The sequence below is a fragment of the Actinopolymorpha pittospori genome, assembly GCF_014873875.1.
GTDB lineage: Bacteria > Actinomycetota > Actinomycetes > Propionibacteriales > Actinopolymorphaceae > Actinopolymorpha > Actinopolymorpha pittospori.
In genome coordinates, this window is record NZ_JADBEM010000001.1 from 9197298 (window position 1) to 9222780 (window position 25483).

General features: G+C 71.5%; 21 protein-coding genes. 11 read left to right on the forward strand and 10 right to left on the reverse strand.

The features are described 5' to 3' along the window. Positions 1 to 56 precede the first annotated feature (56 nt). Positions 57 to 1379 carry a sensor histidine kinase gene (locus HEB94_RS42505; RefSeq protein WP_202896842.1) on the forward strand — a complete coding sequence of 441 codons (1323 nt, stop codon included), beginning with the start codon at positions 57 to 59 and terminating at the stop codon, positions 1377 to 1379. Further along, on the forward strand, positions 1376 to 2038 hold the full coding sequence (locus tag HEB94_RS42510; RefSeq protein WP_192755084.1) for a response regulator: 663 nt from the start codon (positions 1376 to 1378) through the stop codon (positions 2036 to 2038). The genes HEB94_RS42505 and HEB94_RS42510 overlap by 4 nt, the downstream gene beginning before the upstream one ends. Before the next feature lie 22 nt (positions 2039 to 2060). Here the strand turns inward: HEB94_RS42510 and HEB94_RS42515 are convergent, their stop codons facing one another. Next, positions 2061 to 2480, reverse strand: a complete 420-nt coding sequence (locus tag HEB94_RS42515) for an ArsR/SmtB family transcription factor (RefSeq protein ID WP_192755085.1) — start codon at positions 2478 to 2480, stop codon at positions 2061 to 2063. 312 nt (positions 2481 to 2792) lie between these two features. On the opposite strand from HEB94_RS42515, the gene HEB94_RS42520 reads away from it, so the two are divergent. Continuing rightward, positions 2793 to 3380 carry a TMEM165/GDT1 family protein gene (locus HEB94_RS42520; RefSeq protein ID WP_192755086.1) on the forward strand — a complete coding sequence of 196 codons (588 nt, stop codon included), beginning with the start codon at positions 2793 to 2795 and terminating at the stop codon, positions 3378 to 3380. A gap of 118 nt (positions 3381 to 3498) precedes the next feature. On the opposite strand, the gene HEB94_RS42525 is transcribed toward HEB94_RS42520, so the two are convergent. After that, positions 3499 to 4329: an aldo/keto reductase gene (locus HEB94_RS42525; protein ID WP_192755087.1), complete on the reverse strand. Its 831-nt coding sequence runs from the start codon at positions 4327 to 4329 to the stop codon at positions 3499 to 3501. 110 nt (positions 4330 to 4439) lie between these two features. Here HEB94_RS42525 and HEB94_RS42530 point away from each other — a divergent pair, with 110 nt between their 5' ends. Next, positions 4440 to 4928: a GNAT family N-acetyltransferase gene (locus HEB94_RS42530; protein WP_192755088.1), complete on the forward strand. Its 489-nt coding sequence runs from the start codon at positions 4440 to 4442 to the stop codon at positions 4926 to 4928. A gap of 31 nt (positions 4929 to 4959) precedes the next feature. Here the strand turns inward: HEB94_RS42530 and HEB94_RS42535 are convergent, their stop codons facing one another. Further along, positions 4960 to 5910, reverse strand: coding sequence for a CAP domain-containing protein (locus HEB94_RS42535; protein WP_192755089.1), 951 nt, complete (start codon positions 5908 to 5910; stop codon positions 4960 to 4962). Between HEB94_RS42535 and HEB94_RS42540 the strand changes: the two genes are divergently transcribed. Then, positions 5909 to 6955 (forward strand): hypothetical protein, encoded by a 1047-nt coding sequence (locus tag HEB94_RS42540; RefSeq protein ID WP_192755090.1) that lies wholly within the window; start codon positions 5909 to 5911, stop codon positions 6953 to 6955. The genes HEB94_RS42535 and HEB94_RS42540 overlap by 2 nt on opposite strands. A 246-nt stretch (positions 6956 to 7201) precedes the next feature. On the opposite strand, the gene mfd is transcribed toward HEB94_RS42540, so the two are convergent. Together mfd and HEB94_RS42550 are read right to left on the reverse strand one after the other, a co-directional pair. Continuing rightward, entirely contained in the window at positions 7202 to 10840 is a 3639-nt protein-coding gene (gene mfd / locus HEB94_RS42545) for a transcription-repair coupling factor (RefSeq protein WP_192755091.1), read from the reverse strand. 163 nt (positions 10841 to 11003) lie between these two features. After that, positions 11004 to 11741, reverse strand: coding sequence for an ATP-dependent Clp protease ATP-binding subunit (locus tag HEB94_RS42550; RefSeq protein WP_192755092.1), 738 nt, complete (start codon positions 11739 to 11741; stop codon positions 11004 to 11006). 64 nt (positions 11742 to 11805) lie between these two features. Here HEB94_RS42550 and HEB94_RS42555 point away from each other — a divergent pair, with 64 nt between their 5' ends. Then, positions 11806 to 13269 (forward strand): serine hydrolase domain-containing protein, encoded by a 1464-nt coding sequence (locus tag HEB94_RS42555; protein WP_192755093.1) that lies wholly within the window; start codon positions 11806 to 11808, stop codon positions 13267 to 13269. Positions 13270 to 13271: 2 nt separating this feature from the next. Here the strand turns inward: HEB94_RS42555 and HEB94_RS42560 are convergent, their stop codons facing one another. From HEB94_RS42560 to HEB94_RS42570, 3 genes are read right to left on the reverse strand one after another with little or no spacing between them, the layout of a single operon-like run. Next, on the reverse strand, positions 13272 to 14285 hold the full coding sequence (locus tag HEB94_RS42560; RefSeq protein WP_337918364.1) for a sulfotransferase: 1014 nt from the start codon (positions 14283 to 14285) through the stop codon (positions 13272 to 13274). Further along, positions 14282 to 14965: an AMIN-like domain-containing (lipo)protein gene (locus HEB94_RS42565; protein WP_192755094.1), complete on the reverse strand. Its 684-nt coding sequence runs from the start codon at positions 14963 to 14965 to the stop codon at positions 14282 to 14284. Before HEB94_RS42565 ends, HEB94_RS42560 begins: the two co-directional genes overlap by 4 nt. After that, the gene (locus HEB94_RS42570; RefSeq protein ID WP_192755095.1) at positions 14962 to 17793 is read right to left on the reverse strand and encodes a PKD domain-containing protein; all 2832 of its coding nucleotides are present in this window, start codon (positions 17791 to 17793) and stop codon (positions 14962 to 14964) included. The genes HEB94_RS42565 and HEB94_RS42570 overlap by 4 nt, the downstream gene beginning before the upstream one ends. A gap of 419 nt (positions 17794 to 18212) precedes the next feature. Here HEB94_RS42570 and HEB94_RS42575 point away from each other — a divergent pair, with 419 nt between their 5' ends. The 5 genes from HEB94_RS42575 (at position 18213) to HEB94_RS42595 (ending at position 24231) form a co-directional block, all read left to right on the forward strand. Further along, on the forward strand, positions 18213 to 19697 hold the full coding sequence (locus HEB94_RS42575) for a hypothetical protein (RefSeq protein ID WP_238361769.1): 1485 nt from the start codon (positions 18213 to 18215) through the stop codon (positions 19695 to 19697). After that, positions 19694 to 20941, forward strand: coding sequence for a phosphotransferase (locus HEB94_RS42580; RefSeq protein WP_192755096.1), 1248 nt, complete (start codon positions 19694 to 19696; stop codon positions 20939 to 20941). The genes HEB94_RS42575 and HEB94_RS42580 overlap by 4 nt, the downstream gene beginning before the upstream one ends. Continuing rightward, positions 20938 to 22344 (forward strand): GumC domain-containing protein, encoded by a 1407-nt coding sequence (locus HEB94_RS42585; RefSeq protein WP_192755097.1) that lies wholly within the window; start codon positions 20938 to 20940, stop codon positions 22342 to 22344. The genes HEB94_RS42580 and HEB94_RS42585 overlap by 4 nt, the downstream gene beginning before the upstream one ends. After that, positions 22341 to 23153, forward strand: a complete 813-nt coding sequence (locus HEB94_RS42590) for a CDP-alcohol phosphatidyltransferase family protein (protein ID WP_192755098.1) — start codon at positions 22341 to 22343, stop codon at positions 23151 to 23153. Before HEB94_RS42585 ends, HEB94_RS42590 begins: the two co-directional genes overlap by 4 nt. 100 nt (positions 23154 to 23253) lie before the next feature. Further along, positions 23254 to 24231: a glycosyltransferase gene (locus HEB94_RS42595; protein ID WP_192755099.1), complete on the forward strand. Its 978-nt coding sequence runs from the start codon at positions 23254 to 23256 to the stop codon at positions 24229 to 24231. 74 nt (positions 24232 to 24305) lie between these two features. Here HEB94_RS42595 and HEB94_RS42600 read toward each other — a convergent pair whose 3' ends face one another. Then, complete coding sequence (locus tag HEB94_RS42600; protein WP_192755100.1) at positions 24306 to 24806, reverse strand: glycosyltransferase; 501 nt, start codon at positions 24804 to 24806, stop codon at positions 24306 to 24308. A gap of 18 nt (positions 24807 to 24824) precedes the next feature. Next, positions 24825 to 25325, reverse strand: a complete 501-nt coding sequence (locus HEB94_RS42605; protein ID WP_192755101.1) for a glycosyltransferase family 28 protein — start codon at positions 25323 to 25325, stop codon at positions 24825 to 24827. Positions 25326 to 25483: the final 158 nt, after the last annotated feature.

The following is a 25483-nucleotide window of genomic DNA, read 5'->3' on the forward strand; positions in this document are numbered from 1 at the left end:
CGTTCTCACCCGTTCGGCCGAGGGCGCGGACCTGTGCCCGGCTCTACGCTCGACCCATGTCAGCGCTCCGGCTCCGTCTCGGCGTGTCCGCCGGTGTGCTGCTCGCCGCCGCGGGGGTCGTCGCGGGCGCCCTCTCCGACCCGTACTTCTGCGTCCCGGCGGGCGTCGCCACGGGCGCGCTCGTCGCGCTGCTGTTCGCCGGCCGGTCGCGGCGGACGTGGGTGGCCCGGGTCACGACCGTCGCGGCCGTCGTCTCACTCGTCGCGACCGCCCTCGCACCGGGCGCCGACGCGGCGCAGGCCGTCCAGTTCTTCGGCCTGCTCGAGCTTGCCAGCCTGATCTGGCTGATCATCCTGGTCGTACGCCTCGCCCCCACCCGCGCGGCCACCCTGGTCGGTGCGCTCACCAGCCTGGCCCAGGCGACGCTGATCCTGCGCGCCACCCGCGACCTCCCACCGATCGACCAGATCGGCGCCGTCGGCTTCTGGGCGATCGGCGCCGCCTGCGCCGTGGCCGGCGGAAGCTATCTGCGCTCACTGGACAACACCCGGGTGCGCGCCGTGCGCGACGCCCGGCGGGCCCAACGCCTCTCACTCGCCCGGGACCTGCACGACTTCGTGGCCCACGACGTCAGTGGCATCGTCGTCCAGGCCCAGGCGGCCCGCCACGTGGCCGCCCAGGACCCGCAAGCCGTCCTTGACGCTCTTCGGCGGATCGAGGACGCCGGGTTGCAGGCTCTCGCCTCCATGGACCGGACCGTCCACATGCTCCACGATCTCGAGGGCGACCAGCCGGTCGCGGCGGAGGTCAACGGCACCGACGGCCCCGGCAGCGACGGGGCCAGCGGAGCCGGAGCCATGCCGGCCGGCGCCGGCACGGACGCCGCGGAGCGCACCCCTGCCCGCGGCATCGGCGATCTTCCCGAACTCCTCGAGCGGTTCGGTGCCGGCGGCGGTGGGGCGGTCCGCCTGGACCTGCCGGACGGGCTCGCGGCCGCGGTCCCCCGCGAACTGCATCCAACCGTCTACCGCGTGGTCGTCGAGGCACTCACCAACGTCCGCCGGCACGCGCCGGGCCACTCGAGCGTGCTCGTGTCCCTGCGCCGGGAGAGACAGGACGGCAAGCACGTGTTGACGGTGGCGGTGGCCAACGACGTGGGCGACCCGGACGGCGCGGGCCGGCACGACGACAGCGCCGGCGAACCGGCGCTCGGCAGGCCGGACGGCGCCGCGCGCCACAGCGGACTCGGCCTGGTCGGGCTCGCCGAACGGGTCGGGGCGCTGGGCGGCCGGCTCACCGCCGGACCGGACGGCCGGGCCGGTTGGCGTACGGCCGTCGACCTTCCCCTGCCCGAGGAGCCGGAAGGCCTGACACGATGACCGACGTGGCCACGCGCATCCTCATCGCCGACGACCAGGAGAACATCCGCAGCGGCTTCCGGCTGATCCTCGACTCCCAACCCGACATGCGGGTCGTGGGCGAGGCGGCGGACGGGATGTCCGCGCTGGAGCAGGCGCGGCACCTGCGACCCGACGTCGTGCTCGCCGACATCAGGATGCCCCGTCTGGACGGGCTGGAGGTCACCCGCCAGCTCGCCGGGCCGGAGGTCACCGACCCGATGAAGGTCGTGGTGGTGACGACGTTCGACCTCGACGAGTACGTCCACACCGCGCTTCGGCACGGCGCGTGCGGCTTCCTGCTCAAGCGTTCCGGCCCGACGTTGCTGATCGAGGCGATCCGGGCCGCGATGGCCGGTGACACGCTGATCAGCCCGTCGGTGACGGTTCGGCTGCTGCGGCACGTGACCGAGCGGCGGGCCCGGCCCGGCCGGCAGCCGACCGAGCCGCTCACCGAGCGGGAGACCGAGGTGGCCCGCCTCGTCGCGCAGGGGAAGACGAACGCCGAGATCGGTGCGGACCTGTTCATCTCCGCCGGTACGACGAAGACCCACATCGCCAACATCCAGCGCAAGCTCGGGGTCCGCAACCGGGTCGGGATCGCCGCCTGGGCCTGGGAGTCGGGCGAGGCCCGGCCCTGATCCACCCGGAGGCGGATGGTCCTCAGGTCGCGTCGGGCCGCCGGCTCGGGTGCCGGGGCGTAGGTGGGTCGGGCGCGAGCGAGCCGTCGGGGGCGATGTGCTCGAAGATCTGGTCCACCAGAGTGAGCACGTGTGGGTCCTCGACGGCGTAGATCTGGCGCCGGCCCTCACGATGGGCGGTCACGAGCCCGGCCAGCCGGAGCTTGGCGAGGTGCTGGCTCACCGCGGCGACGGTCGCCCCGGTGCGTTCGGCCAGCGTTCCCACGTCGTACTCGTGCCGCGCCAGCATCCACACGAGGTGCAGGCGGGTCGGCGAGGACAGCAGGTCGAAGGTGTCGGCGGCGGCCTTCAGCTGCGGGCGGGACGGATCGTGCGGCGGTGTGCCGGCGTCGGCGTCCCTCGGCGAAGCGAGTCCGTTGGGGGGTTGCGATGGATTGGCCATGGCGTACCCGATTCTTCCTCATCCGCACGCCGCACGGTACGGGTCCGTGTGATCTCGGCCACAACGATCTAACACTTGCGCAAGTGGTTGACAATCGTGAGGCCACTCCTCCAGGCTAGACAGCGCGAAGGGGAGTAGCCCCCAATGCCGAGGTCGACAGACTGGCGCCTTTCCGCGGCGCCCGGCCCGGCAGCCTTCAAAGCAGCTCATGCGGCTCACGAGGCGGGCGAGACCTTCGGCCACGGTGTACGCACGCCGGGTCGAGGTTTCGCGACTCTCGCCCCGGCCTGGGACGAGGAGCCACTCCCCTCCATGGATGCCCTGACAGCAAGCTTCCTGCTGAGCTTCGGCGTGATCTTCGTCGCCGAGCTCGGCGACAAGTCCCAACTGATGGCGATGACCTTCGCCACCCGCTTCCGTGCCATGCCCGTCCTGATCGGAATCACGGTCGCAACCGCCGTCGTCCACGCGGTCTCCGTGGGTGTCGGCTTCGGTCTCGGTTCCGCCCTTCCCACCGGCTGGATCTCCCTCGTCGCCGGCATCGCCTTCCTCGGCTTCGGCGCGTGGACGCTGCGCGGCGACACGTTGACCGACGACGAACGGAGGAAGGCCCAACGTGCCACCCGCTCCGCGGTCATCGCGGTGAGCGTGGCGTTCTTCCTCGCCGAACTCGGCGACAAGACGATGCTCGCCACCATCACCCTCGCCACCCAGCACGGATGGTTCGGCACCTGGGCCGGATCGACCGTCGGCATGGTGGTCGCCGACGCGATCGCCATCGTGGTCGGTCAGCAACTCGGCCGGCGGCTGCCGGAGAAGACCATCCGGTACGGCGCCGCGGCGCTCTTCGCCATCTTCGGCATCTGGCTGATCGCCGAGGCGGTGATGAAGCTCACCTGACATCCGCACTCGGAAACGGCGAAGGGCCTCTCCGCTCGGTGAGCGGGGAGGCCCTTCGCCGTCATACGTTCGACGGCACGTCGCCTGACGTGTGGCCGGTCAGGACCCGAGTGTTCGGTCAGGACCCGAGCGTGTCGGGGTCGCCGCCGATGCGCTGGTCCCGGTTGAGACCGCTGATCGCGGTGACGTCCTCGGCGCTCAGCTCGAAGTCGAACACGTCGAAGTTCTCCTTGATCCGCGACGGCGTGACGGACTTCGGGATGACGACGTTGCCGATCTGCAGGTGCCAGCGCAGCACGACCTGCGCGTTGGTCTTGCCGTACTTCGCAGCGATCGCGGCGACCGCCGGGTCGCCGAGCAGGTCGCCGCCCTGGGCGAGCGGGCTCCACGCCTCGGTGGCGATCTTGTGCTCGCCGTTGAACGCCCGCAGCTTCTCCTGGGAGAAGTAGGGGTGCAGCTCGACCTGGTTCAGGACTGGGACGACCTCGGTCTCGTCGAAGAGCCGCTGCAGGTGTGCCGGCTGGAAGTTCGAGACGCCGATCGAGCGGATCCGGCCGTCGGCGTACAGCTTCTCGAACGCCCGCCAGGTGTCGACGTACTTGTCCTTGCTCGGCACGGGCCAGTGGATCAGGTAGAGGTCGACGTAGTCGGTCTTCAGCTTGGCCACGCTCTCCTCGAACGCCGCGAGGGTCGTGTCGTAACCCTGCGCGCCGTTCCACAGCTTCGTGGTGACGAACAGCTCCTCGCGGGGTACGCCGGACTCCGCGATGCCGCGACCGGTGCCTTCCTCGTTGCCGTAGATCGCCGCGGTGTCGATGCTGCGGTAGCCGACCTCGATCGCGGTCCGCACGGCGGCCACGGCCTCGTCGTCAGGGACCTGCCAGACGCCGAACCCGAGCTGGGGGATCTCCACACCGTTGTTCAGGGTGATGGTAGGAACCTTGGACATATGCGCGTGAACCTCCACGTGAACGCTGCCGGTGACAGTCGCAGACATCAGACCACAAGGCCAGGCCTCGCCTGGTACCTCCCCCTCCCCTGCCGGCTAGATTTGCCCGCGTGGAGCTGCGTGTCGTCGCTTTCGACCATCCGGACGCCCAGGAGCTGACCGAGCAGGTGCAGCAGGAGTACGTCGTCCGCTACGGCGGGACGGACGCGACGCCGATGCGGTCAGCGGAGTTCGCGCCGCCCCTCGGCCTCTTCCTCGTCGGGTACCTCGACGGCCGGCCGGTGGGATGCGGCGGCTGGCGCACGGTCAGCGCGCAGGAGCCGGTGCTGCGCGACGGGGACGCCGAGCTGAAGCGGATGTACGTCGCCCCCACCGCGCGTGGACACGGCCATGCGCGCCGGCTGCTCGCCGAACTGGAGCGCACCGCCGCCACCGCCGGGCTCACCCGGATGGTGCTCGAGACCGGGATCCGCCAGCCCGAGGCGATCTCCCTCTACCGGTCGTGCGACTATGCCCCCATCTCGGGCTTCGGCCTGCACAAGGACGCGCCCGGCAGCCGGTGCTTCGCCAAGCCACTGGTCGTCAGCATGTCCGCCTGACCCGCGTTGCTCCCAGGTCGCCAGACACGACCTAGTTGTAGCCGAAGTCCTGGGTCCACCCGGGGCCACCCTCACCGAGGTGGACGCCGACACCGATCGCCTTGATCTTGCAGTTCAGGATGTTGGCGCGGTGTCCCTCGCTGTTCATCCACGCGTCGACCACGGCCTGCGGGGTGGGCTGGCCACCTGCGATGTTCTCCGCCGCCGGCGCGTCGTAGCCGGCCGCCTCGATCCGGTCCCACGGCGTCCTGCCGTCGGGTGAGTTGTGGTCGAAGTAGTCGCGGGCCGCCATGTCCGCGGAGTGGCCGCGGGCGGCGGTGCGCAGCCGCTCGTCGGACCGCAGTGGGCCGCACCCGGCGTCTGACCGGGCCGCGTTGGTGAGGCTCACCACCGCGTTCTCGTAGGCGGTCTCCTGCGAGGACGGGGGCGGCGTCGGCGGAGTCGTGGTCCGCGGCTCGCGGTGCGGCTCGGGCGTGGTCGGGTCGGGGCGTGGGGTGTTCCGGGGCGCCGGCGGCCGACTCGGCGTCGGTGTGCTCTTACGGCGCACGGGGTCAGGCGTCGTCGTGGGCGTGCCGGCCGAGGTGCGGGTCGGCTTCGGGTCCGGGCGGCGGCTCGGCGTGCCGGCGGGGGCGGTTCGCTTGCCGGGCGTGCTCGCGGTGGCGGTCGCCGACGGCGTGCGCGACGTGGAGGGGGACCTCGCGGGCGTGACCTCGGTGGTGTCGACCGTCGGCCCGACCTTGTTCCCGACGTCGGTCGCGGTGAGCCGGGTCGGACCGTCCGCGACGGTGCTCGGGTCACCCCCCGGCAGGAAGAACGTGCTGATGGCCGCTGCTGCTCCGCCGACGCCGAGGATGGCGACCGCGACCATCACCATCATCAGGACGCGGCGTGGTCTGCGATGCCGTCCTCGGTGGCGTGCGGGCTCGTCCGAGAGTTCGTCGAACTCCTGATACCGGAGGTGGTCCTGCTCGTCGGGCGACATGGCTGCTCCCTACCGAGGTGCTGGCGGGTGGAAATCCTTCGAAGATCAGGGAACGTCGGGCGTCCGCACGGTCGGCACCGGCGGGAGCGGCGTACGCGGGGGCACCGTCGGCAGCCAGGTGGGCAGCGGCCCGGGCTCGCTCGGCCCCGGGATGGTCGGGGTGGGCGACGGGGTCGTCGGCGTCGGCGACGGTGTTCCCGGGGGCGTGGTCGGAGGCGGTGTGGTCGGCGGCGGCGTCGTCGGAGGCGGTGTGGTCGGAGGCGGTGTGGTCGGCGGCGGCGTCGTCGGCGGCGGCGTCGTCGGCGGCGGCGTCGTCGGCGGCGGCGTCGTCGGCGGCGGCGTCGTCGGCGGCGGCGTACCCGGCGGTGTCGTCGGAGGCGGCGTACCCGGCGGTGTGGTCGGCGGCGGCGTGTGTGGTGGGCGCGGCGTGTGGGACGGGGTCCCGGTGGGAGACGCGGTGGGGGGCGGCGTCTGGGTCACCGTGGGCGTCGGAAGGGCGGTGTGCGGTGGGGCGGGCGGCGCGGTGTCCGGGCCCGTGGTGCCGGGACTCTCGGTCACCGGCTGCGACGTCTGGGGAGGAGCGTCGGAGGTGGTGTCGCCGGGCACGGGGACCGAGGGCAGCTGCGTGGTTGCCGGCACCGCCGGGGCGCCGGCCGCGAGGAGCGTGTCCGAGCCTGACGCGGAGGCCGGGGAGGCCGCCTTGTCCGGCCCCGCGGTCGACCCGCCAGTGCCCGACAGAGCGACCCGCGGCACGACCGGCGTGGAGGTGGGGAGCAGGGGGACGCGGGCGGCCGTGCCGAGGGCGGTGCGCAGCGCGGCCTCCGTGGCCCCGGCCTGGGTGGAGGTCCCCGTGCCCTGGCCGGACGCGTCCAGGGGTGCCGGACCGAAGAGGTACCAGCCCGCGCCGGTCGCCGCGACCCCGACGGCCACGACGCTGGACACCACCGAGGCGATCACGAACGTGGGCCGCGGCCGCCGGTGCCGGCCGGCGGGTCGCCACCGGTCGGCGCGCTCGGCGTCGAGTCCGTCGTCGTTGTTCAGCTGATCACGAGGTACGCCGTCGAAGGGCATTGGACATACTCCCTGGTACTCGCATACGTCCGTCTCCCCCGCGCACAGTGCCAAAGCCGACGTAACACTAACTGATTGGCACAAAGCAGCCTTCTGGCAACAGGCGGTCACTTTCGCCCCATGAGGGGCAGACGCGACCGTCGTCCCGGGTGGTTCTCGGTGGAGAGCTACCCAGGACGACGGTGGGTGAGAGCGTGCACGCGGCCCGCGACCTCGCGGGTCACCTCGAGGCGGTCGCCGGCGCTTCCAGGAGTACGGCGTCGATGAGCTCGCCGGCCCAGCGCAGCAGCTCGAGATCACGCAGGGGCTGCCCGCCGATGGGCGCGGTCGCCGGGCGCGGCACCAGGATCGTGTGGCTCGGCCGCTTCACGATGGTGCGGGGGTAGAGGCGCAGAAGCCGCAGCTCCTGGCTCTCGCGCAGCTCGACCGGGCCGAAGCGGACCTGGTTGCCCTGCATGGTGACGTCGGTCAGACCGGCCCGGCGCGCGTGCAGGCGGAACCGTGCCACCTCGAGGAGGTTCTCCACGGGTTCGGGCAGCGTGCCGTACCGGTCGGCGAGCTCCTCGCCCACCTGGTCGACCTCCTCCGCCTCCCGGACCGCGGCGAGCCGCTGGTACATCTCGAGCCGGAGCCGCTGGCTGTCGACGTAGTCGTGGGGCAGGTGAGCATCGATCGGCAGCTCGACCTTCACCTCGTTCTCCTCCTCCGGAGCGTCGCCGCGGTATTCGGCGACGGCCTCCCCGACGAGGCGCACGTAGAGGTCGAACCCGACGTCGGCGATGTGGCCGGACTGTTCGCCGCCGAGCATGTTGCCCGCTCCGCGGATCTCGAGGTCCTTCATCGCGACCGCCATCCCGGCGCCGAGCTCGGTGTTCTGGGCGAGCGTCGCGAGCCGGTCGTGGGCGGTCTCGGTCAGCGGCCGCTCCGGCGGGTAGAGGAAGTAGGCGTACGCGCGCTCGCGTCCCCGGCCGACCCGGCCCCGCAGCTGGTGCAGCTGGGACAGGCCGAACAGGTCGGAGCGTTCGACGATCAGCGTGTTGGCGTTGGAGATGTCGAGCCCCGCCTCGACGATCGTCGTGCAGACGAGGACGTCGGAGCGCTTCTCCCAGAAGTCGGTGATGACGTCCTCGAGCTGGTGCTCGCCCATCTGCCCGTGACCCACGCCGACCCGCGCCTCGGGGACGAGCTGACGGATTCGCCCCGCGGCCCGTTCGATCGTGTTGACGCGGTTGTGCACGAAGAACACCTGGCCCTCACGCAGCAGCTCGCGCCGGATGGCCGCCACCACCTGGCGGTCGTCGTAGGAGCCCACGAACGTGAGGACGGGGTGGCGTTCCTCCGGCGGCGTCATGATCGTCGACATCTCGCGGATCCCGGTGATCGCCATCTCGAGCGTGCGCGGGATCGGGGTCGCCGACATGGTGAGCACGTCGACGCTGGCCCGCAGCGCCTTCAGCTTCTCCTTGTGCTCGACGCCGAAGCGCTGCTCCTCGTCGACGACGATGAGGCCGACGTCCTTGAACGACACCTCGCTGCCGAGCAGCCGGTGCGTGCCGATCACCACGTCGATCTCACCCGTGGTGAGACCGCGCAGCACCTCCTCGGCCTCCTTGTCGGTCTGGAACCGCGACAGCGCCCGGACCGTCACCGGGAACGGCGCGAACCGCTCGGCGAAGGTGGAGTAGTGCTGCTGCACCAGCAGCGTGGTGGGGACGAGAACCGCGACCTGCTTGCCGTCCTGGACCGCCTTGAACGCGGCGCGCACGGCGATCTCGGTCTTGCCGTAACCGACGTCGCCGCACACCAGCCGGTCCATCGGGACCGACTTCTCCATGTCGGCCTTGACGTCCTCGATGGTGGCGAGCTGGTCCGGTGTCTCGACGTAGGGAAAGGCGTCCTCGAGCTCGCGCTGCCAGGGCGTGTCCGGACCGAACGCGTGACCCTGCGTCGCCTGGCGCGCGGCGTACAACTTGATGAGCTCGCCGGCGATCTGTCGCACCGCCTTGCGGGCCCGGCCCTTGCGCTTGGCCCAGTCGCCCCCGCCCATCCGGTCCAGGCTGGGTTGCTCGCCACCGACGTAGCGCGTCACCTGGTCGAGCTGGTCGGTGGGGACGAAGAGCCGGTCACCCGGCTGGCCGCGCTTGGACGGCGCGTACTCGACGACGAGGTACTCGCGGGTGGTGCGGTGCTGGCCGGTGCCGACGGTGCGCTGCGACATCTCGACGTAGCGGCCGACACCGTGCTGCTCGTGGACGACGTAGTCGCCGGGCGTGAGCTCGAGTGGGTCGATGGTGCGTCGGCGCCTCGTCGGCATCCGCCGCATGTCCTTGGTGGAGGCGCCGGCCCGACCGGCCACGTCGGTCTCGGAGAGCACGGCGATCCGCGCCTGTGGTGCCACGAACCCGTGCTCGAGCCGGCCGCAGGTGACGTGCACCACCGCCGGCTCCGGCGCGGAGTCGAGCCGCTCGTCGAGCCGTGCCGGAAGGTCGTGGCCGCGCAGCACCTCCGCCATGCGCTGGGCGGGTCCGTGTCCCTCGGTGACGAAGACGATCCGCCACTCCTGGGAGATCCACTCCCGGATGTCCCGGACCGCGCGTTCGGTGTCGCCGTGGTAGGCGTCGACCGCGTGCGCGGCGATGGTGTGGGACTCGACCGCGCCCGCGTCGACGTCGACGTCGATCGCGACGAGTTCGCCCGCCTCGGTGCGGACCGGACCGGAGGGGGCGACGGCACCGTCGGGCTCCAGCGCGAACGGTGAGACGCTCCACCAGGCGAGCCCCTCGGCCAGCGCGTGGTGGCGTACGTCGGCGAGGGTGCGGTAGGCGGCGGCGCCGAGGTCGATGGGCGCGTCACCGCCGCCGGCGGCGGCCGCCCAGCTGGCCTCGAGGAACTCCTGGCTCGTCGCCACCAGGTCGTGTGCCCGGCTGCGGACCCGCTCGGGGTCGGCGACCACGACGTGGGTGTGTGCGGGCATCAGGTCGAGCAGCAGCTCCATGTCGTCGACCAGGACGGGGGCGAGCGACTCCATCCCCTCGACGGCGTGTCCGTGCGAGAGCTTCTCGAACAGCTCGGCGAGCTCGGGGTGGGAGCTCGCGAGCTTGCCGGCGCGGGCGCGGACCTCTTCGGTCAGCAGCAGCTCCCGGCACGGCGGCGCGTACAGGCCGTGGTCGGCGGTGCCCAGCGAGCGCTGGTCGGCGACCTTGAAGGAGCGGATCTCCTCCACCTCGTCGCCGAAGAACTCCACCCGCAGTGGGTGCTCCTCGGTGGGCGGGAAGACGTCGACGATGCCGCCGCGTACGGCGAACTCGCCTCGCCGCTCCACCAGGTCGACCCGGGTGTAGGCGGCCCCGGCGAGCCGGCGCACGAGGTCCTCCAGATCCACCTCGTCACCGACGTGCAGCCAGACCGGCTCCAGGTCGGCGAGCCCTTTCACCTGGGGCTGCAGCACGCTGCGGACGGGTGCCACGACGACGCGGGGCGCGGGCGTCTCCTGCGTGGGATGGACCAGCCGACGCAGGACGGCGAGCCGGCGACCGACCGTGTCCGAGCGGGGGGACAGCCGCTCGTGCGGCAGGGTCTCCCAGGCCGGGTAGTAGGCGGCGGCGTCATCGTCGCCGAGCAGGCTCTGCAGGGTCTCGGTGAGATCCTCGGCCTCCCGGCCCGTCGCGGTGACGGCCAGGACGGTGCGACCAGCACCAGCCTGGTCGGGTGGGGCGGCGAGGGCGGCGATCGCGAAGGGTTGCAGCGCCTTGGGTGCGGTGAGATCGAGTGGGGCGGCGGCACTTTGGCGGGCGGCGTGCACCGCGGCGGCGAGCGCGGGGTCAGCGACGGCGAGCTCGACGAGTCCGGTGAGGCTCATGGGTTCCTTCGGCTCGAGCACGAGTGGGCGGGCGCCGCGCCGGGCCGGAATGACGCGAAGCACCACGAACGCCCCGATTCGCGAGGCGAACCGGGGTCTCGCCCAAGGCTAGCGCGGCGAACCGACAGGCCGGGCGGGCGATCACGGGCTGTGGACATGCCCCCTACCGGCGGGCCTGCAGATAGGCGTCGATGAGCGCGCTGACGGAGCGCCGAACCTTGTCCAGGGTGAGGCCGCGGTCCGCGAGCAGCCGGCCGACCTGGCTCTGCCGGTCGGCCACGAGGCCGAGCAGCAGGTGCTCGGTGCCGATGTAGTTGTGCCCGAGTTCGAGCGCCTGCCCGAGCGCCGCCTCCAGGGCGCGGCGGGCGGGCGCGCCGACGGGGATCGTCGCGGGAGAGGGCTCCTCACCGGCGGGAACCAGCCGCTGGAGCGCCTCCCGGAGGCCGGCCGGGTCCACCCCGTCGGCCACCAGCGCCTTTACAGCGAAGGTGTCGGCGTCGTCCAGGACGGCGAGCAGGAGGTGTTCGGGGCCGAGCGAGGCGTGCCGGAGCCGGCGTACGTGGTCCTCGGCGCGGCGCAGCGCCTCCTTCGTCCGCGGGGTGAGCCTGGTGAAGCTCCCCGCGTCGGCGAGGTCGGCGAGGGTGAGGCTCGACCAGCGCGGCGTGTAGCGCTGTTGGGCGGCCTGCCGGCTGACCCCCAGGTGCGCGCCGATGTCGGACCACGAGTGCCCCTCGGCGCGGGCCTGCTCGACGAAGTATCCGACCAGCCGGTCACCGAGGTTGTGCAACTCGGCCACGACGGACTCGGCGAGATCGATCCGTTCGAGCGCGCTCTGGTGACGAGCCTCACTCTCGGCGGTCACGATGCCGACGAGCTGGGACAGCTCGGGAAGGTCTCGCACCCGACGAGTATGACTGTCAATGATCGGGTTGACAAACGACATACGTCAAGGCAAGCCTTGACACATGCGGATCACACGTCTGGTCGTGGCGCTCGATGAGCTGGTGCCCGAGATCCTCGACCACACCAAGGCACCTGGACTGTCCGTCGCGGTCGGCATGGGCGAGGAGGTGGCCTGGGCCCAGGGCTACGGCCGCGCCGACCTGGCCACGGGCCGGCCGATGACCTCCGACACGGTCGGCCCCACCGGCTCTGACTGCAAGACCTACACCGCGGCGGCGGCCATGCAGCTGGTCGAGCGCGGCCTCATCGGCCTGGACGACCCGATCAACGACCACCTCGAAGGGCTCCGCGTGGTCAATCCACACGGGGACCGAGCGATCACGCTGCGGGACCTGCTGACCCACCGCAGCGGCCTGGGCACGAACTTCGGCAACTCCGACACTGTGCCGCCACCCCCGCTGGGAGAGCACCTGCGCCAGGTCTTCCGGCGAGCCCGGTCGGACGCCTACGGCGGATCGATCGTGCCGTTCTGGGGCACCAAGGTCGGCGTCAACTACCAGTACAGCAACGTCGGCATCGCGTTGGTCGGCTACCTCGTCGAGCAGCTCAACCCCGACCGGGTGTCGTTCTCGGAGTACGTACGCCGGCACGTCTTCGAACCCCTCGCGATGACCTCCACCTGCTTCCCCCCTGCCCAGGTCCCGAACCACGTGCCGGCCGACCTGCTCGCCCGCCGCTCCGTGGGGTACGCGACCCTGCCCGGCTTCCACTTCCCGCTCCCGCAGATCCACATCGGCGACTACCCCGCCGGCACCGCGCTGAGCACACCGTCCGACCACGCCCGCTTCGTCCTCGCCATGCTCAACGGTGGCCGGCTCGCGAGCGGGAGCATCCTGGCGCCGGCGACGGCCGCGGCGATGCTCGCGCCGCAGGCCGCGGCCGGCCCCGACCCCAACCGCGCGATCGGTTTCGTGTGGAGCGTCTTCCACCACGGCACCAAGGAGGGCTACGTCGGGCACGGCGGTGAGCACATGTGGGGCTGGAACCACTTCGCTCGTGGCTGGCCGCACCACAGGGTCTCGGTGGTCGTCTCCACCAACCAGTGGGACCTCGGCGACCTCGGCACCTCCGAACGCCCGAGCCACTTCGCGGGGCGGCTCGTCGCCGGCGTCGTCACCGCCTGGGTCAACGGCCTCGACCCACTACCCCGGCGCAGCTCCACCTCCGCGCGCAGCTGGGTCGCTGGCGCCCTGGTCGCCGACCGGCTCACCAACCGGCTGGGTATCTCGACGCCGCCCTCCCCCGAGCAGGTCGCCCGGATCGCCGAGCAGACGGTCGTCGCGCCTGGTACCCCGTGGGACCCGCAGGTGTTCCAGGAGGCGATCCACCAGGTCTACGTCGGCCCGGACTCGCTCCGGAAGAACGTCCAGATCACCCGCGAGGAGGTGCCAGACCACCAGCGCGAGCTGGTGCAGCGACAACTCGGCGTGCCCGGGCTGGGCAATCAGCTGCCACCCCTGGACTGACCTCAGGACGAAGCGGAGGAGGTCGAGGACCTGTCGGTCGCGGCTTCGCCTCCGACCTGTGCCGAGCGCCAGGCGAGTGGGTGACCGAGGAGTTCGGCCAACCGCTCGTCGTAGGGGCGGAAGTGGTCGTCCAGCCGGTCACGCACCGACTCCGGCATCGGCCAGCCAGGACGGGCGTTGTGCCGGTCGAAGGAGGGCGGCAGCCATTCGGGGAGGCCGAGGAAGGCGAGGATTCCGGAGTAGACCGACTCCGGGCGGGTCAGGAAGTCCTCGCTCTGGACGACGTGGACCCGTTCCCGGCCGAATTGCTCGAACACCGGCAGGAGCTGTTCGACGTAGCGGCCGCGCGTGACGTAGGCGTGGTGGCGGTGGGAGTGGCTCACGTAGCTCGGATCGTCGCGCAGCCGCTCCTCCTCACCGGCCAGCCGCTGCGGTTCGAGTTCGAGCGCGCGCTCGAAGGAGCCCTCGGTCTCGAAGCCGCGGGCGACACCGTGTTTGTAGGCGGAGTAGGCGCGCTCGACCGGGTCGCGCAGGATCACCAGCAGCCGAACCATCGGGAGGTCCGCGGCGATCCGGGGCAGGGCGAGCGGGTGGTAGAGGTAGTAGCCACTGGACTCCATGGCCTGTGGCTCGTGCGTGCCGGCCGACCAGTGTCCGGCCCGCCGGCGCGCCGTCGACAGCAGCGGGAAGTGTCCCCGATACCACCCCGGACCGCGCTCGTAGTGTAGGTCGAAGTAGTTGACTCCCTTGTGCAGAACGGGTGCCGCGACGACCGGGTGCGCGCTGAGGGCGCGGTGCAGCGCGGTGGTGCCACAGCGCTGGCCACCGGCCACCAGGAAGCTCGGCATCATCCTGCCGCCGGAGGTGAGCCGCCCGAACGTGCGGCTCACCTTGCGACCGGAGCGCTTCACCCACGGTGGCGCGGAGGAGCGCATGCTCTGCCGAGCCGGTGCCGGTGCCGCGTTGGTTCCGGCTTCGGCGGTCGCACCCCCCGCGCCCTCGCCCCCGTCGTTCACGGCTCGCGCACCTCCACCACCAACCGGGTCGGTTCCTTCAACTCCCGGACGCGGAACTCCGCCAGCGTCTGCAACCCGACCGCGAACCGGAGGCTGCCGCCGAGATTGCGTACCAGCAGGATCTGTCGGACTGTCGGCTGCTCCGGTGACAGGTCCGGCGGGACGGCGAGGCGGCCACGGATGTTCGGGTTGGTGAGGGAGAAACTCACGTCCAGGAACGCCGTGCCCTCGACCGCGATCGGGTCGTCCTCGGGGTGCGCGCGGACGACGTCGACGTAACCCACGCGGTACTGAGGCAGCACCTTGGTGTCGGCGAAGGTGAAGGTCACCGTCTCGACGCCGGTGCCCCGGGCGACGTCGAGACCGACGATGCGTGCGGCCGCGTCACTGTAGTTCTGTTGCGGTTGCCGACCGAACTCCTTGGACGGCGTGCTCCGGGCCATCGGCGCGCCGGCACTGCGCGAGGGCCGCGGGGAGGGCGAGCCGGACGCCGACGCGGACGGCGTCGCGGACGGCGTCGGCGACGGCGTCGGCGACGGCGACGGTGGCGTCGTCCGGGTCTCCTCGACGGCCGCGGCCCGCGCCGGGTCGTCGGGCTTGGCAGGGTTGTCCGCGGCCCGGGAGCAGCCGGCGAGAGCCAGCGCGACGACCGCGGTCAGGAGCAGCGCGCGCACCCTCATGAGTGGGCTCCCACCACGAACGACCACATGGTGGCGTGTGCACTGGAGGAGTTGGCGGTCGCCGTGAGCCCACCCGCCGACGCGGCTCCGGAGGCGACCCCGGCGTCGGTCAGCAGTGCGGTGATGCGACCACCGCCGATGCCGCTCGCGCTGCGGCGGACGTTCTGGCCCGCGGGCGGCGTGAGCGCGGTCGTCGCCGAGGACTTCTCACCCCAGTAGCTCACCAGCCACGTCGCCGACGTGGCGGGCGGCGACAGGCTCACGGTCGGCGCGGTGTGCGTCGTCCGTGCCGTCGTCTCGGCGACACCCGCGAACGCGCTGACTGCGATGTTGGGTCCGCGGTAGGCGACCACGGTGAGATCACCCTTGGCGTATCCCGACAGGGGCACGGTGACGGTCCTGCCCGCGTCGCTCGCGGCGGCGGACTTCTGCCAGGCGCGGCTCACCATGCTGGAGGTGTTCCTCGCCGCGACACCGGTCCACCCGGTCACGCCGGTCGGCGCGGAGATGGTCGGCGTCGTGGTGTTGATGGAGAAGAGCAGCAGCAACCGGTCGCCCGCCTGCACGGTGCTCGGGATCGTCACCTGGTGGTTCTGGACGTTGGCGTTCGCACCCGCCTGCCCGACGAACCGCACGGTGACCGGCGGAGCGGTGACGGTGACGTCGGCGTTGGTGCCGGCGGTCGCGCCCTGGTTGTCGGTGACCGTGAGCCGGACGACGTAGTGACCCGCCGCGGCGAAGGTGTGCGTCACGGTCGCGTCGGTGTCCGCAGTGCCGTCACCGAAGTTCCACGCGTAGGACGCGATCGAACCGTCGGGGTCACGGGAGTCGGCGGCGGAGAACGTGCAGGTCAGGAACTGGCAGTCCACGCTCGCCGAGGCGACCGGCGGCTGGTTGGGCGGCACCGAGTGGGTGTCGAGGAACATCGCGCGTGAGCGCCAGTCGTTGCCGTCGACCGTGGGCCCACTGACGATCTGCACCGTGCCGCCCGCGGGGCTTCCGTCGGCGAACTGGATCCGGCGGAGGTTGCCGTCGCTGGAGGTGCCGAAGTAGAGCCAGCCACCGGAGACGAACATCCCGGCGATCCGGGAGAAGTCGACTCCCGGAACGTTGTTGCTCGCGGTGAACCGCTGGGCGCCCACCACGTCGCTCTCGACTGTGAACGTGCGGTAGTAGAGAGCGCTGGAGCCGCTGCGGGTGTAGTAGAGGCGGCCTCCGGACCAGAACATTCCCGTGGCCGCGGCGACGTCCTGGTGCCATGCGGTGTCGCGACTGATCAGGTCGCCGGTCTCGATGGTCACCGGTGCGCCGTAGGAGGTGCCGTCGAACGTGCGCCGGGTGAAGTCGCCGTTGGACCAGCCGGCGTAGAGCTCGTCGCCGAGCATGAACCCGCCGCGTACGCCGCTCCAGGTGATGCCGCCACCAGGCACGTCGGTGGTGGACCCGGAGGAACTGCCGTCGACGTGCCGGACGACCGGATGAGTGGTCCCCGACGCGGAGGGGACGGAGTAGACGTTGGCGGGCAGCGCGCCGACCCGCGGGTGCGGCACGGTGGTCCCACCGGCGAGCGGGAAGAAGGCGATCCGCGCGTGGTATTCCCAGTTGCCGATCCGGTCGGTGTCGCTGCCGACCCACAGACCCTGGGAGGTCGCCACCATGTCGAAGACGCCGACCCCCTTGGTGCGGCCGGGGTTCCACCGCAACGGCAGGCCGTTCTCGGGGTCGAGGGTCGCGATACCCTCCCGGCCGACGGCGCCGGGGCCGGCCGCGTCTCTGCCGGTGGGGTTGTTGTGCCAGCGGAAGTGGCCGCCCACGTAGACGGCCGTGCCGGTCGCCGCGACGGCGTAGAAGGTGTCGCCGCCGGTGTAGGAGGTCCAGGTCGGGGTGATGCCGGTGCCCTGGGTGCCGGTCTCGAACCGGCTCACCGTGTCGCACGGAGCGGGCGGTGCCTTGTAGGCGCCGGTCGTCGTGACCACGAAGTAGGAGCCGTCGGGCGCGATGTCGATGTCGCGCATGTAGGAGTCGAACGACGCCGAGCAGGTCGCGCTGTAGAACTCGGTCTGCCAGTTGGCGACGCTCGCCTGCGTGCCGCTGAGGTTCAGCATCGCGATCTGCACCCGCCGCTGGTCACCGACCAGGGTGAAGTTGCCGATCGCCACCAGGCGGGAGGCGTCGGGCGTCACGTCGATCTTCATGATCTGCATGACGCCGCCGTTCTGCGGCCCGGCGAAGACCAACCGGTTGAAACTGTCGAACGCACCCGTCGCGGGGTTGATGGTCGCGAGCCCGGGCTGGCGGTGTCCCGCGACGTAGACGAAGGTGCCGGCGAGCCAGAGCCGGCCACCGGCCAGACGTAGGTCCTTGACCCGACCGTCCAGGGTCGGGATGGTGAAGCCCGACGTCAACTGTCCATTGGCGATGTCGATCCGCGCGAGGCTCTTCGCGGGCCGCCCGCCGATGGTGTCGAAGAACCCACCGGCATAGACCGAGCGCCCGTCCGCGGCGACCGCGAGAGCCGCGACCTCACCGTCGGCCGACGGTGCGAAGGTGGTGCTGACAGCTCCGGTCGACGCGCTGAACGCGACGATGTTGGAACGGTCGTAGATGGTGTTGCCGTCGGCGGAGCTCACCTGAGTGAACTCGCCGCTGAGCACGATGAGGTCGCCCACCTGGACGATCGCCATCACGCGACCGTCGAGTACGTGCGGCGTCCAGTTGACGGGGTCGTCGCTGACGACCCTGGTCTGTGGTGTCTGCACAGCCGATGCCGACGTCGGCAGGAAGAGTGTCGGCAGTGTGGCCAGGATCAGGGCGGCAGCGACGCCCATCCGGCGCAGTCTCACCAGTTCCCCCCAAAGGAACGGAGCCCGACCGCCGCCCCAGGTCCGAAGTGCGACGGCGGCCTGTGCGCGGCAAGACGCCGCATACGTGTCAGCATCTTAGGGGCTTCGTCATGCATCTGTATGACAGCGGAAGCGATGTGACCATATCTTGGCGATGGTGCACTGGTGGGAGGGAAGTCTCGTATCCTCGACGAAGGTCGGGGTCATTTTTGCCAGGCACATTTCCCGCGTCGGGACGGGCGCGGAACACACGCCCGGGCGCGGGCTGCTCGACCTTGCCAGGCCATATGGGAGGGCACCCGGTGCGGGGCGTTGACGACATGAACGCGCCGGTCGAGCGACCGGACGGTCGCGGCCTCCCCACTCCCCGACGTCCCATGACGTCCACGACTTCGATGACGTCCATGACGTCCACGACCCCGCCTGGTCCCGCCGACCGCGCGCGTGTCGACGACTCGAGCCCGGCGGCGCGCTCCGTACTCCCCTCACCGGGTGGCCCGTCGACCCCACGCGGCGGGCTCCGCACGTCCGGAGCGCCGTTCCCCGCCCCGCGGAAGTCGCGATTCCTGCGACCCGGGTGGGCCCTGAGCGCGTTGTTCCTCGGCTTCCCGTTGTGGTGGGCGCTCGGGCTCGGGACCTTCGCCTTCGTCATCTTCGCCGTGCCCCTCGGCCTCGAACTCTTCCGCCGGCACGGCCTGCGGGCGCCGCGCGGGTTCGGTGTGTGGCTGCTCTTCCTCGTCTGGATGCTCGCGAGCGCGACGATGCTGTGGAGCGACGCGCCGGGCGGCGAGCCCGGCGGTTTCGGCGGCGGTCGCCTCATGGTCTTCGGCTACCGCGCGGCGATGTACCTCGCCGCGACGATCGTCCTGCTGTACGTCGTCAACGCCGACGAGCGCGCGCTGCCGACGAGGCGGGTCCTGCGCCTGCTCGGCGTCATGTTCGTCGTCACCACCTGCGGCGGGCTGCTCGGCGTGCTCGCGCCGGGGTTCGAGTTCCGCTCGGCGATGGAGCTGCTGCTCCCGCACGGGATCGCCACCAACGAGTTCGTCAACCGAATGATCCACCCGGCCGCCGCCGACACCCAGGACATCCTCGGGTACGACGAGGCGCGTCCGATCGCACCGTTCTCCTTCTCCAACTCCTGGGGCGCGAACTTCTCGCTGTACCTGCCGTTCTTCCTGCTCTCCTGGCTCGGCCGGGAGGCGGGGTGGCGGCGCCGGCTCGCACCGTTCGTCCTCCTGCTCGCCGTCGTCCCGGTGGTCTACTCCCTCAACCGCGGCCTGTGGCTGGCCCTTGGCGTCGGCGCCTGTTATCTCGCGGTGCGGCTCGCGGGACAGGGCCGGCTCTGGGCCCTGCAGGCCATCGTGGCGGCGATCCTGGTCGGTGCCGTGGCGTTCGTCGCGAGCCCCCTCGGCACGATGGTGGAGCAACGGCTCAACGCGCCGCACTCCAACGAGCGTCGGTCGCAACTCGCGACGGAGACCGTACGCAACGTCCTGGTGGGCTCGCCGCTGCTCGGCTTCGGGTCGACCCGTGACGTCCAGGGCAGCTTCGCGTCGATTGCCGGTGGTTCGACACCCGACTGTCAGGCGTGCGGGGTGCCGCCGTTCGGCACCCAGGGCCAACTGTGGCTGGTCGTCTTCTCCCAGGGCGTCGTCGGCCTGTGCCTGTTCCTGTACTTCTTCGCGCGGCGGTTCTTCGCGCACTGGCGAGATCCGACGGCACTCGCGATCGCCGGCAGCACCGTGCTCATCTTCTTCGGGATCGAGTTGCTGGTCTACGACACGCTCGGTGCCCCCATGGTCACGGTGATGATCGCGCTCGGCCTGCTGTCCCGCACCACTGCCCGGCGCCCACCGGAGCCGGCCCGGGCGGGTGGTCCGCGATGAGTGGCCGGCGCCACCAGTCGACGCTGGAGGCCCTCCTCGACACGACCCGACTGCTGTGGCCCGCGCCCGCGTGCAGCCGGGTGGACGGCGCCCTGCCGAGAGGGCACCGGGTCGTCCGGGACTACGTCCTGCTGCCCGGTCGGCGTCAACCCCGTCTTGCCCTGCCCGTCCACGACCCGCGGGTGGCGGCGAAGGTGCTCCAGAAGTACAGCCAGGGGCTTTCGGCGGCCGAACGGGCCGTCCGCACCACCTTCTCCCGGCTGGTCGCGTTCCCCGCCGTCAACCGAACCCTGACGACACTCGCGCCGCACCGGCTCAGCGTGAGCGTGCCCGCCGGCCACCAGGTGGAGTCCCTGGAGACCCACCTGGCGCAGCTGCTCGACAGCGAGGTCGTGATCAGCGTCGGTGTGGGTCGCCCCCGCGCCAACCGCAAGCCCGTGGTGCACGTACTCGACCCGGAGGGTCGCAGCCTCGCCTTCGTGAAGGTGGGCACCTCACCGCTCACCCGGGAGCTGGTCCGTGGCGAGGCCGACGCGCTGCGCTCGTACTGGTCGGTGGGTCCACACGAGAATCTGGTCGCCGTTCCCCGGATCCTCCACCACGGTTCCTGGCGTTCCCTCGAGCTGTTGGTGTTGAGCCCGGTCCTGCCCTCCGCCCCTCGGTGGCGTCGACGTCCGGACGTGCCCACCGCGGCGATGCGTGAGCTCGGTGTCCGGCTCGGCACCACGCGGTGCGCCCTCGATCGCAGTCCGATGTGGGCGGACGTGCGGCGCACGCCGGCAGAGCTGGGCAACCGCGAGCAGGCCGCGGCGTTCGAGCGGATCGTGGACGCCGCGCAGGCGCGGTTCGGCTCCAGCCCGGTCACCCTCGGCGCGTGGCACGGCGACTGGACGCCCTGGAACATGGCGTGGGACCAGGACCAGGTCCTGCTCTGGGACTTCGAGCGCTTCGCCACGGGGGTGCCGCTGGGGTTCGACCTCGCGCACTACCGGCTGCAGTCCGCCCTGCGGGCCGAGGGCGAACGAGCGGCCGCGCAGCTCATCCGCGCGGACCTGTCCACGAACGCCAGGACCGGCGGTCACGGCGCGGCCGAGGGCGACGACCCGGCCGCAGTGCGCTGCGCCTACCTCGTCGAGCTCACCCGCCGCTACGTCCGCGCCAGCGAACCCGTCGAGGGCACGCCGCTGCGCGCCCGCACCGCGTGGCTGCTCGAACTCCTCGACGAGCTGGTCGTACGCCGATGAGGAGCGCCATCGGCCCCCGCGGCACCGTCGAGCTCGCGAGTTATCCGCGCGCCGTCGCCAGGCACTGGCTGCCCTGCTGCCTGCTCGCCCTGATCGGGCTCGCGGTCGGCCTGCTCCTCACCCTGGCCACGCCACCGCGGTACGTCTCGACCGTCGCGGTGTCCGCGCCCGGCACACCGGCGTACCTCGCGGTCAGCGTCGACGTGGGTACGGCCCCACGCGATCCGCGGGAGTGGACCCAGGACACCGAGGCCGCGATGATGACCTCCGCCCCGGTGCTCCGCACCGTCCGCGACCGCCTCGGCACCCGCGAGAGCCTCACCGAACTCGCGGCCAGGGTACGGATCACGGTGCCGACGAGCACCCGGATCTTCTTCCTCGACTTCGCCGCCACCGACCCGGCGACCGCACGGCGCGGCGCCCAGGCGATCGCGGAGGAGTACGTGCGCTACCGGTCGCGGATTCTCGCCGACCGGGCGAGCCGGGTGGGCGCTGCCCTCGACGAACGCAGGGCCTCCCTGCAGGCCCTGCTCGCCGAGGTCCAGGTCCCCGGCGCGGACCCGACCGCCGCGCCGGTCCCCGTCAACCCGGTCCTGCGGGGCCGGATCCAGGACCAGATCACCCACATCGACGACGCACTCGGCACTGCCTCGCTCACTGTCGCCAACACCGCCGAGGTCGTTCGGCCCGCCTCCACACCGACCCGTCCGGAACGCCGGAACGCGGAGGTGCCGCCGATCTCCGGCCTGTTGCTGGGCGGACTCGCCGGGCTCGCGACCGGTCTGCTGCGGTCTGGACGTCGACCGCGCGTCCACGACACCGACGAGGTGTCCGCCCTCACCGGACTGACGGTGCTCGCCCTGATCGATCGGGAGGCCGTCCGGTCCGGGGCGGCGTCCCTGGGACTCCGGGTGCTCGCCGCCCAGGTGCGGATCGCCGCCGCACAGCGCGAGGACGGGGACCACCGAGACAAGACCGACGACCCCGACGACGTCGCCGGCACCGGCGACGCCGACGACACAGGCGGCACCGCGGTCGCACGCCTCGCGGACCCTCCGCGGGCCCTGCTCGTCGGGTGTTGTGCCGACTCCCTCGTGACCGCGCTCGCCGACCGGCTCCGAGAGATGCTGGTCCGGGCCGGAGCCGCGGCCGCTGACCCGCTCCTCGGGGACGTCCTCGTCACCACGGGCCGACCAGACGCGACCGGCACCCTCCTTCGAGCCCGAAGTGCCGACGTCGTACTCCTGCTCGCCGAACTCGACCACAGCAACCGCCGCGACCTCGCCCGAACCAGCCGCCTGCTCACGCGCGCCGGAACGAAGATGGCCGCCGTCGTCGTGGGCGACCACGCCGCCGACCGGGTAAGCGGCGAGCACAAGGAACCGAAGGAGGCCGTGTCATGAGCGTCGTCCCCACGGGCCGCAAGCCGATGGAGGCCATCTGGACCCGGCTGGTCATCGAGCCGGTCGCCGGCCGGGTGATCCGGCTGCTGGTCCCATGGTCGGCCGCCACACCCAACCGCGTGACCGTGGTCGCCGGACTGCTCGCGCTGTGCTCGGCGACGGCGTTCGGCACCGGTCATCTGGTGGTGGGCGCCATCGTGTTCCAGATCAGGTTCCTCGTCGACTGCCTGGACGGGCGGCTGGCCCGCATCAGGGGTACCGCCACCGCGTGGGGCGGCGCCCTCGACCTGATCGCCGACGTCGTGGGCATCACCCTCAACTACGCCGCGCTCGCGACCTACCTCGTCGCCGCGGACGCCGCGCCGCCGTTGCTGCTCTCCGCCGTGATCGCCTCCAACGGCGTGTACGTGTGGACCCTGTCGCAACGCAAGTCGATCCCGGGTGGTGACCAGCACGACTGGAGTCGCGAGGCGGTCGCCGACACGGGCGGCGGCGGTTCGCCACGGGCGCGGCTCGTCCGCTTCATGGCCCGCCACGGGATGGTTCCGACGCCGTACGCGGTCGAGATCGAGGCCTGCGCGCTGACCCTCGCACCGCTGACGGTGCTGCTGATGCCGGCCGGGCAGACGTACACGATCGCCGTGGCCGGACTCTGGCTCGCGAGTGTGTTCTACGTCGTCGCCTCCGCCCTCAACGTCTACCGGACCTGGCGACTCACCTCCGCGATCGACCTGGCGGGGGTAGGAGGTCGCGACCCGGCGCCGGCCGGCCGCTCCGGCGAAAAGGTGACGCCGCACCGGAGCCGGTGACGCGCGAACGGCCGCGCCGCGCGCGACACTGTGCCACACGAGCACCGCGTGCGAACGCGGCGTGGGAACGGGGAGAGCAGTGCCGAAGGGGGATGCGACCGTGAGCGTCGACGAGGCAACCGGACGGACCGAGCAGGTCACGAGCGACACCGACAGCCCGGCGTGGCTGCCACCCGTGTCGGTGGTCATCGCCACCAGGGAACGGCCGGAGTTGCTGCGCCGGGCCGTCCAGGCGGTGCTGGACCAGGAGTACGCCGGACCGATCGAGTGCGTGGTCGTCTTCGACCAGGCACCCATGGACGCGTCGCTCGTCTCGGGCACCTTGGACGCACCACGTCGCGTCATGGTCGTCCCCAACACCAGAACCCCGGGTCTCGCCGGCGCCCGGAACTCCGGCATCGACGCGTCGACCGGCGAACTCGTCGCCTTCTGCGACGACGACGACGAGTGGTTGCCGCAGAAGCTGCGGATCCAGGTCGCCTACCTCGCCGCGAGCGGCGCCGACGTCGCCGTCTCCGGCATCGAGGTGCACTACGACCAGAAGGTCATCCCTCGGGTGCCGAGGGTCGAGGACCTCAGCCTCGCGAAGCTCGCCCGCCGCAGGATCATGGAGGCACACCCGTCGACGGTGGTGGTGCGGGCCGAGGCGCTGCGGGAGCGGATCGGCCTCGTCGACGAGGAGATCCCCGGTAGCTACGGCGAGGACTTCGACTGGATCCTGCGAGCCGCCCAGGCCGGCCCCATCGCGGTCGTCGAACGCCCCCTGGTCAAGGTGATGTGGGGCCAGCAGTCGTTCTTCAACCGGCGCTGGGAGACCATCATCGAGTCGATCGACTACGGCCTCGCCAAGCACCCCATCCTCAGCGCCGACCCACGCGGTCTGGCCCGGTTGCAGGGTCGCAAGGCGTTCGCCTACGCCGCGCTGGGCCAGTCGCGAAACGCCCTGGCGTGGGCGGCGCGGACGATCCGGCTCAGTTGGCGGGAGCAACGGGCCTACGTCGCCATCGTGGTCGCGCTCCGGATCGTCTCCGCCGACCGCGCGCTGCGACTCGCGCACTCGGTCGGTCGCGGTATCTGACCGACCAAGCGAAGCTGAGCGACCCCGAGCCAACGAAGCCGTTCGCTCGGGGCCGTCCGCTCGGGGGCGCTCGCTCAGCGGAAGAGCTTGGCCACCAGGGCGCCGAACGTGCGGACCGCCTGGTCCGGCCGCTGGTCGTCGTCGCTGTCGGTGCGGCGGACGACCCGCGGGTCGCGGAGGGCGGCGTCGAGCAGGACGTCGAACTCCTGCTGCGTCGCGGCGGTCAACACGTGTCCGCTCTGCGCGAGCCGGCCGGCGAAGCGTTCCTGGTGGTCGTCCACATGCTCACCCCAGAGGGCGCGACGAGGGACGACGATCGGCAGGTGGCCGCGCCGACGCGCCTCGAGGATGGTGGACGGGCCAGCATGGCAGACGAGAATGCCGGCGTCGTCCATCCAGCTACCGAGCTGATCGGGTTCGGCGTAGGCGGTGCCGTCGGCATGCCGCGGTGGCATCGCGGTGCCGTACTGGATCAGACACTCGACGCCCGGCTGTTGCATCGCCCAGTGGTCGACCCAGCGGACGAGGCGGTGGAAGGGGTGGTAGTCCGTACCGACCATGGCTAGAAGGCGCATCCGAAGCTCCGGGCCGACTCAGAGGAGGGTTCCGATGACGTGGGAGCCCTTGTAGAGCGCGGCTTGTTCTTCCCACTGCACACAGAACAACGACGACAGCGGTCGGCACAGGCGACCGGTGAGGGTCCGGGTGTCGAGGCGATCGTAGACCTCGAGGTAGACCGTTCTGATGCGCATCGCCCGGGCGACGAGGAAGAACGGGAACGCGACAGCGGCACCGGTGGAGACCACCAGGTCCGGACGCGCACGCCGCAGCACGCCGCGGGCGAGCACGAGGTTGCGGAGCAGGTTGGGAATGTTCCGCGTCGTCGGGAAGTAGGCCCACACGACCTTCTCCTCGCGCAGGTGCGCCTTCGCGTCCTGGGTGGCGAACGTGACCCACGTTCGCTCCCGGCCTTCCCACCACGGTCGCAACGCGAGGAGTTGGGCGAGGTGCCCGCCGCTGGAACCGACCAGCAGAACTCGTTGTGGCAAATCAGGCGCGGGCTCGATCGGCCCGATGCCGTCGCTCGTATGCATGGTCGCCCCCCCGACGATCATGACGCACTGTGAATCTGTCGCAGCATTCTGTCCGTTGTTGTGTGGAAGTTAGTCATCTAGAACTAGTTTCGCAGGCCGTACATAAAATTGTTGCCTACGAAACCCATCGACCACGACATGCTTCGCCAGCCCGGCAA

Coding starts and splice junctions, on each gene's coding strand:
- HEB94_RS42570 (WP_192755095.1), bottom strand. CDS start 17,793: ATGGGCGTCGCTGCCGCCCTGATCCTGGCCACACTGCCGACACTCTTC.
- HEB94_RS42565 (WP_192755094.1), bottom strand. CDS start 14,965: ATGAGGGTGCGCGCGCTGCTCCTGACCGCGGTCGTCGCGCTGGCTCTC.
- HEB94_RS42540 (WP_192755090.1), top strand. CDS start 5,909: ATGGCTGCTCCCTACCGAGGTGCTGGCGGGTGGAAATCCTTCGAAGAT.
- HEB94_RS42505 (WP_202896842.1), top strand. CDS start 57: ATGTCAGCGCTCCGGCTCCGTCTCGGCGTGTCCGCCGGTGTGCTGCTC.
- HEB94_RS42525 (WP_192755087.1), bottom strand. CDS start 4,329: ATGTCCAAGGTTCCTACCATCACCCTGAACAACGGTGTGGAGATCCCC.
- HEB94_RS42555 (WP_192755093.1), top strand. CDS start 11,806: ATGCGGATCACACGTCTGGTCGTGGCGCTCGATGAGCTGGTGCCCGAG.
- HEB94_RS42605 (WP_192755101.1), bottom strand. CDS start 25,325: ATGCATACGAGCGACGGCATCGGGCCGATCGAGCCCGCGCCTGATTTG.
- HEB94_RS42510 (WP_192755084.1), top strand. CDS start 1,376: ATGACCGACGTGGCCACGCGCATCCTCATCGCCGACGACCAGGAGAAC.
- HEB94_RS42515 (WP_192755085.1), bottom strand. CDS start 2,480: ATGGCCAATCCATCGCAACCCCCCAACGGACTCGCTTCGCCGAGGGAC.
- HEB94_RS42600 (WP_192755100.1), bottom strand. CDS start 24,806: ATGCGCCTTCTAGCCATGGTCGGTACGGACTACCACCCCTTCCACCGC.
- HEB94_RS42580 (WP_192755096.1), top strand. CDS start 19,694: ATGAGTGGCCGGCGCCACCAGTCGACGCTGGAGGCCCTCCTCGACACG.
- HEB94_RS42590 (WP_192755098.1), top strand. CDS start 22,341: ATGAGCGTCGTCCCCACGGGCCGCAAGCCGATGGAGGCCATCTGGACC.
- HEB94_RS42535 (WP_192755089.1), bottom strand. CDS start 5,910: ATGTCGCCCGACGAGCAGGACCACCTCCGGTATCAGGAGTTCGACGAA.
- HEB94_RS42575 (WP_238361769.1), top strand. CDS start 18,213: ATGACGTCCACGACCCCGCCTGGTCCCGCCGACCGCGCGCGTGTCGAC.
- HEB94_RS42585 (WP_192755097.1), top strand. CDS start 20,938: ATGAGGAGCGCCATCGGCCCCCGCGGCACCGTCGAGCTCGCGAGTTAT.
- mfd (WP_192755091.1), bottom strand. CDS start 10,840: ATGAGCCTCACCGGACTCGTCGAGCTCGCCGTCGCTGACCCCGCGCTC.
- HEB94_RS42520 (WP_192755086.1), top strand. CDS start 2,793: ATGGATGCCCTGACAGCAAGCTTCCTGCTGAGCTTCGGCGTGATCTTC.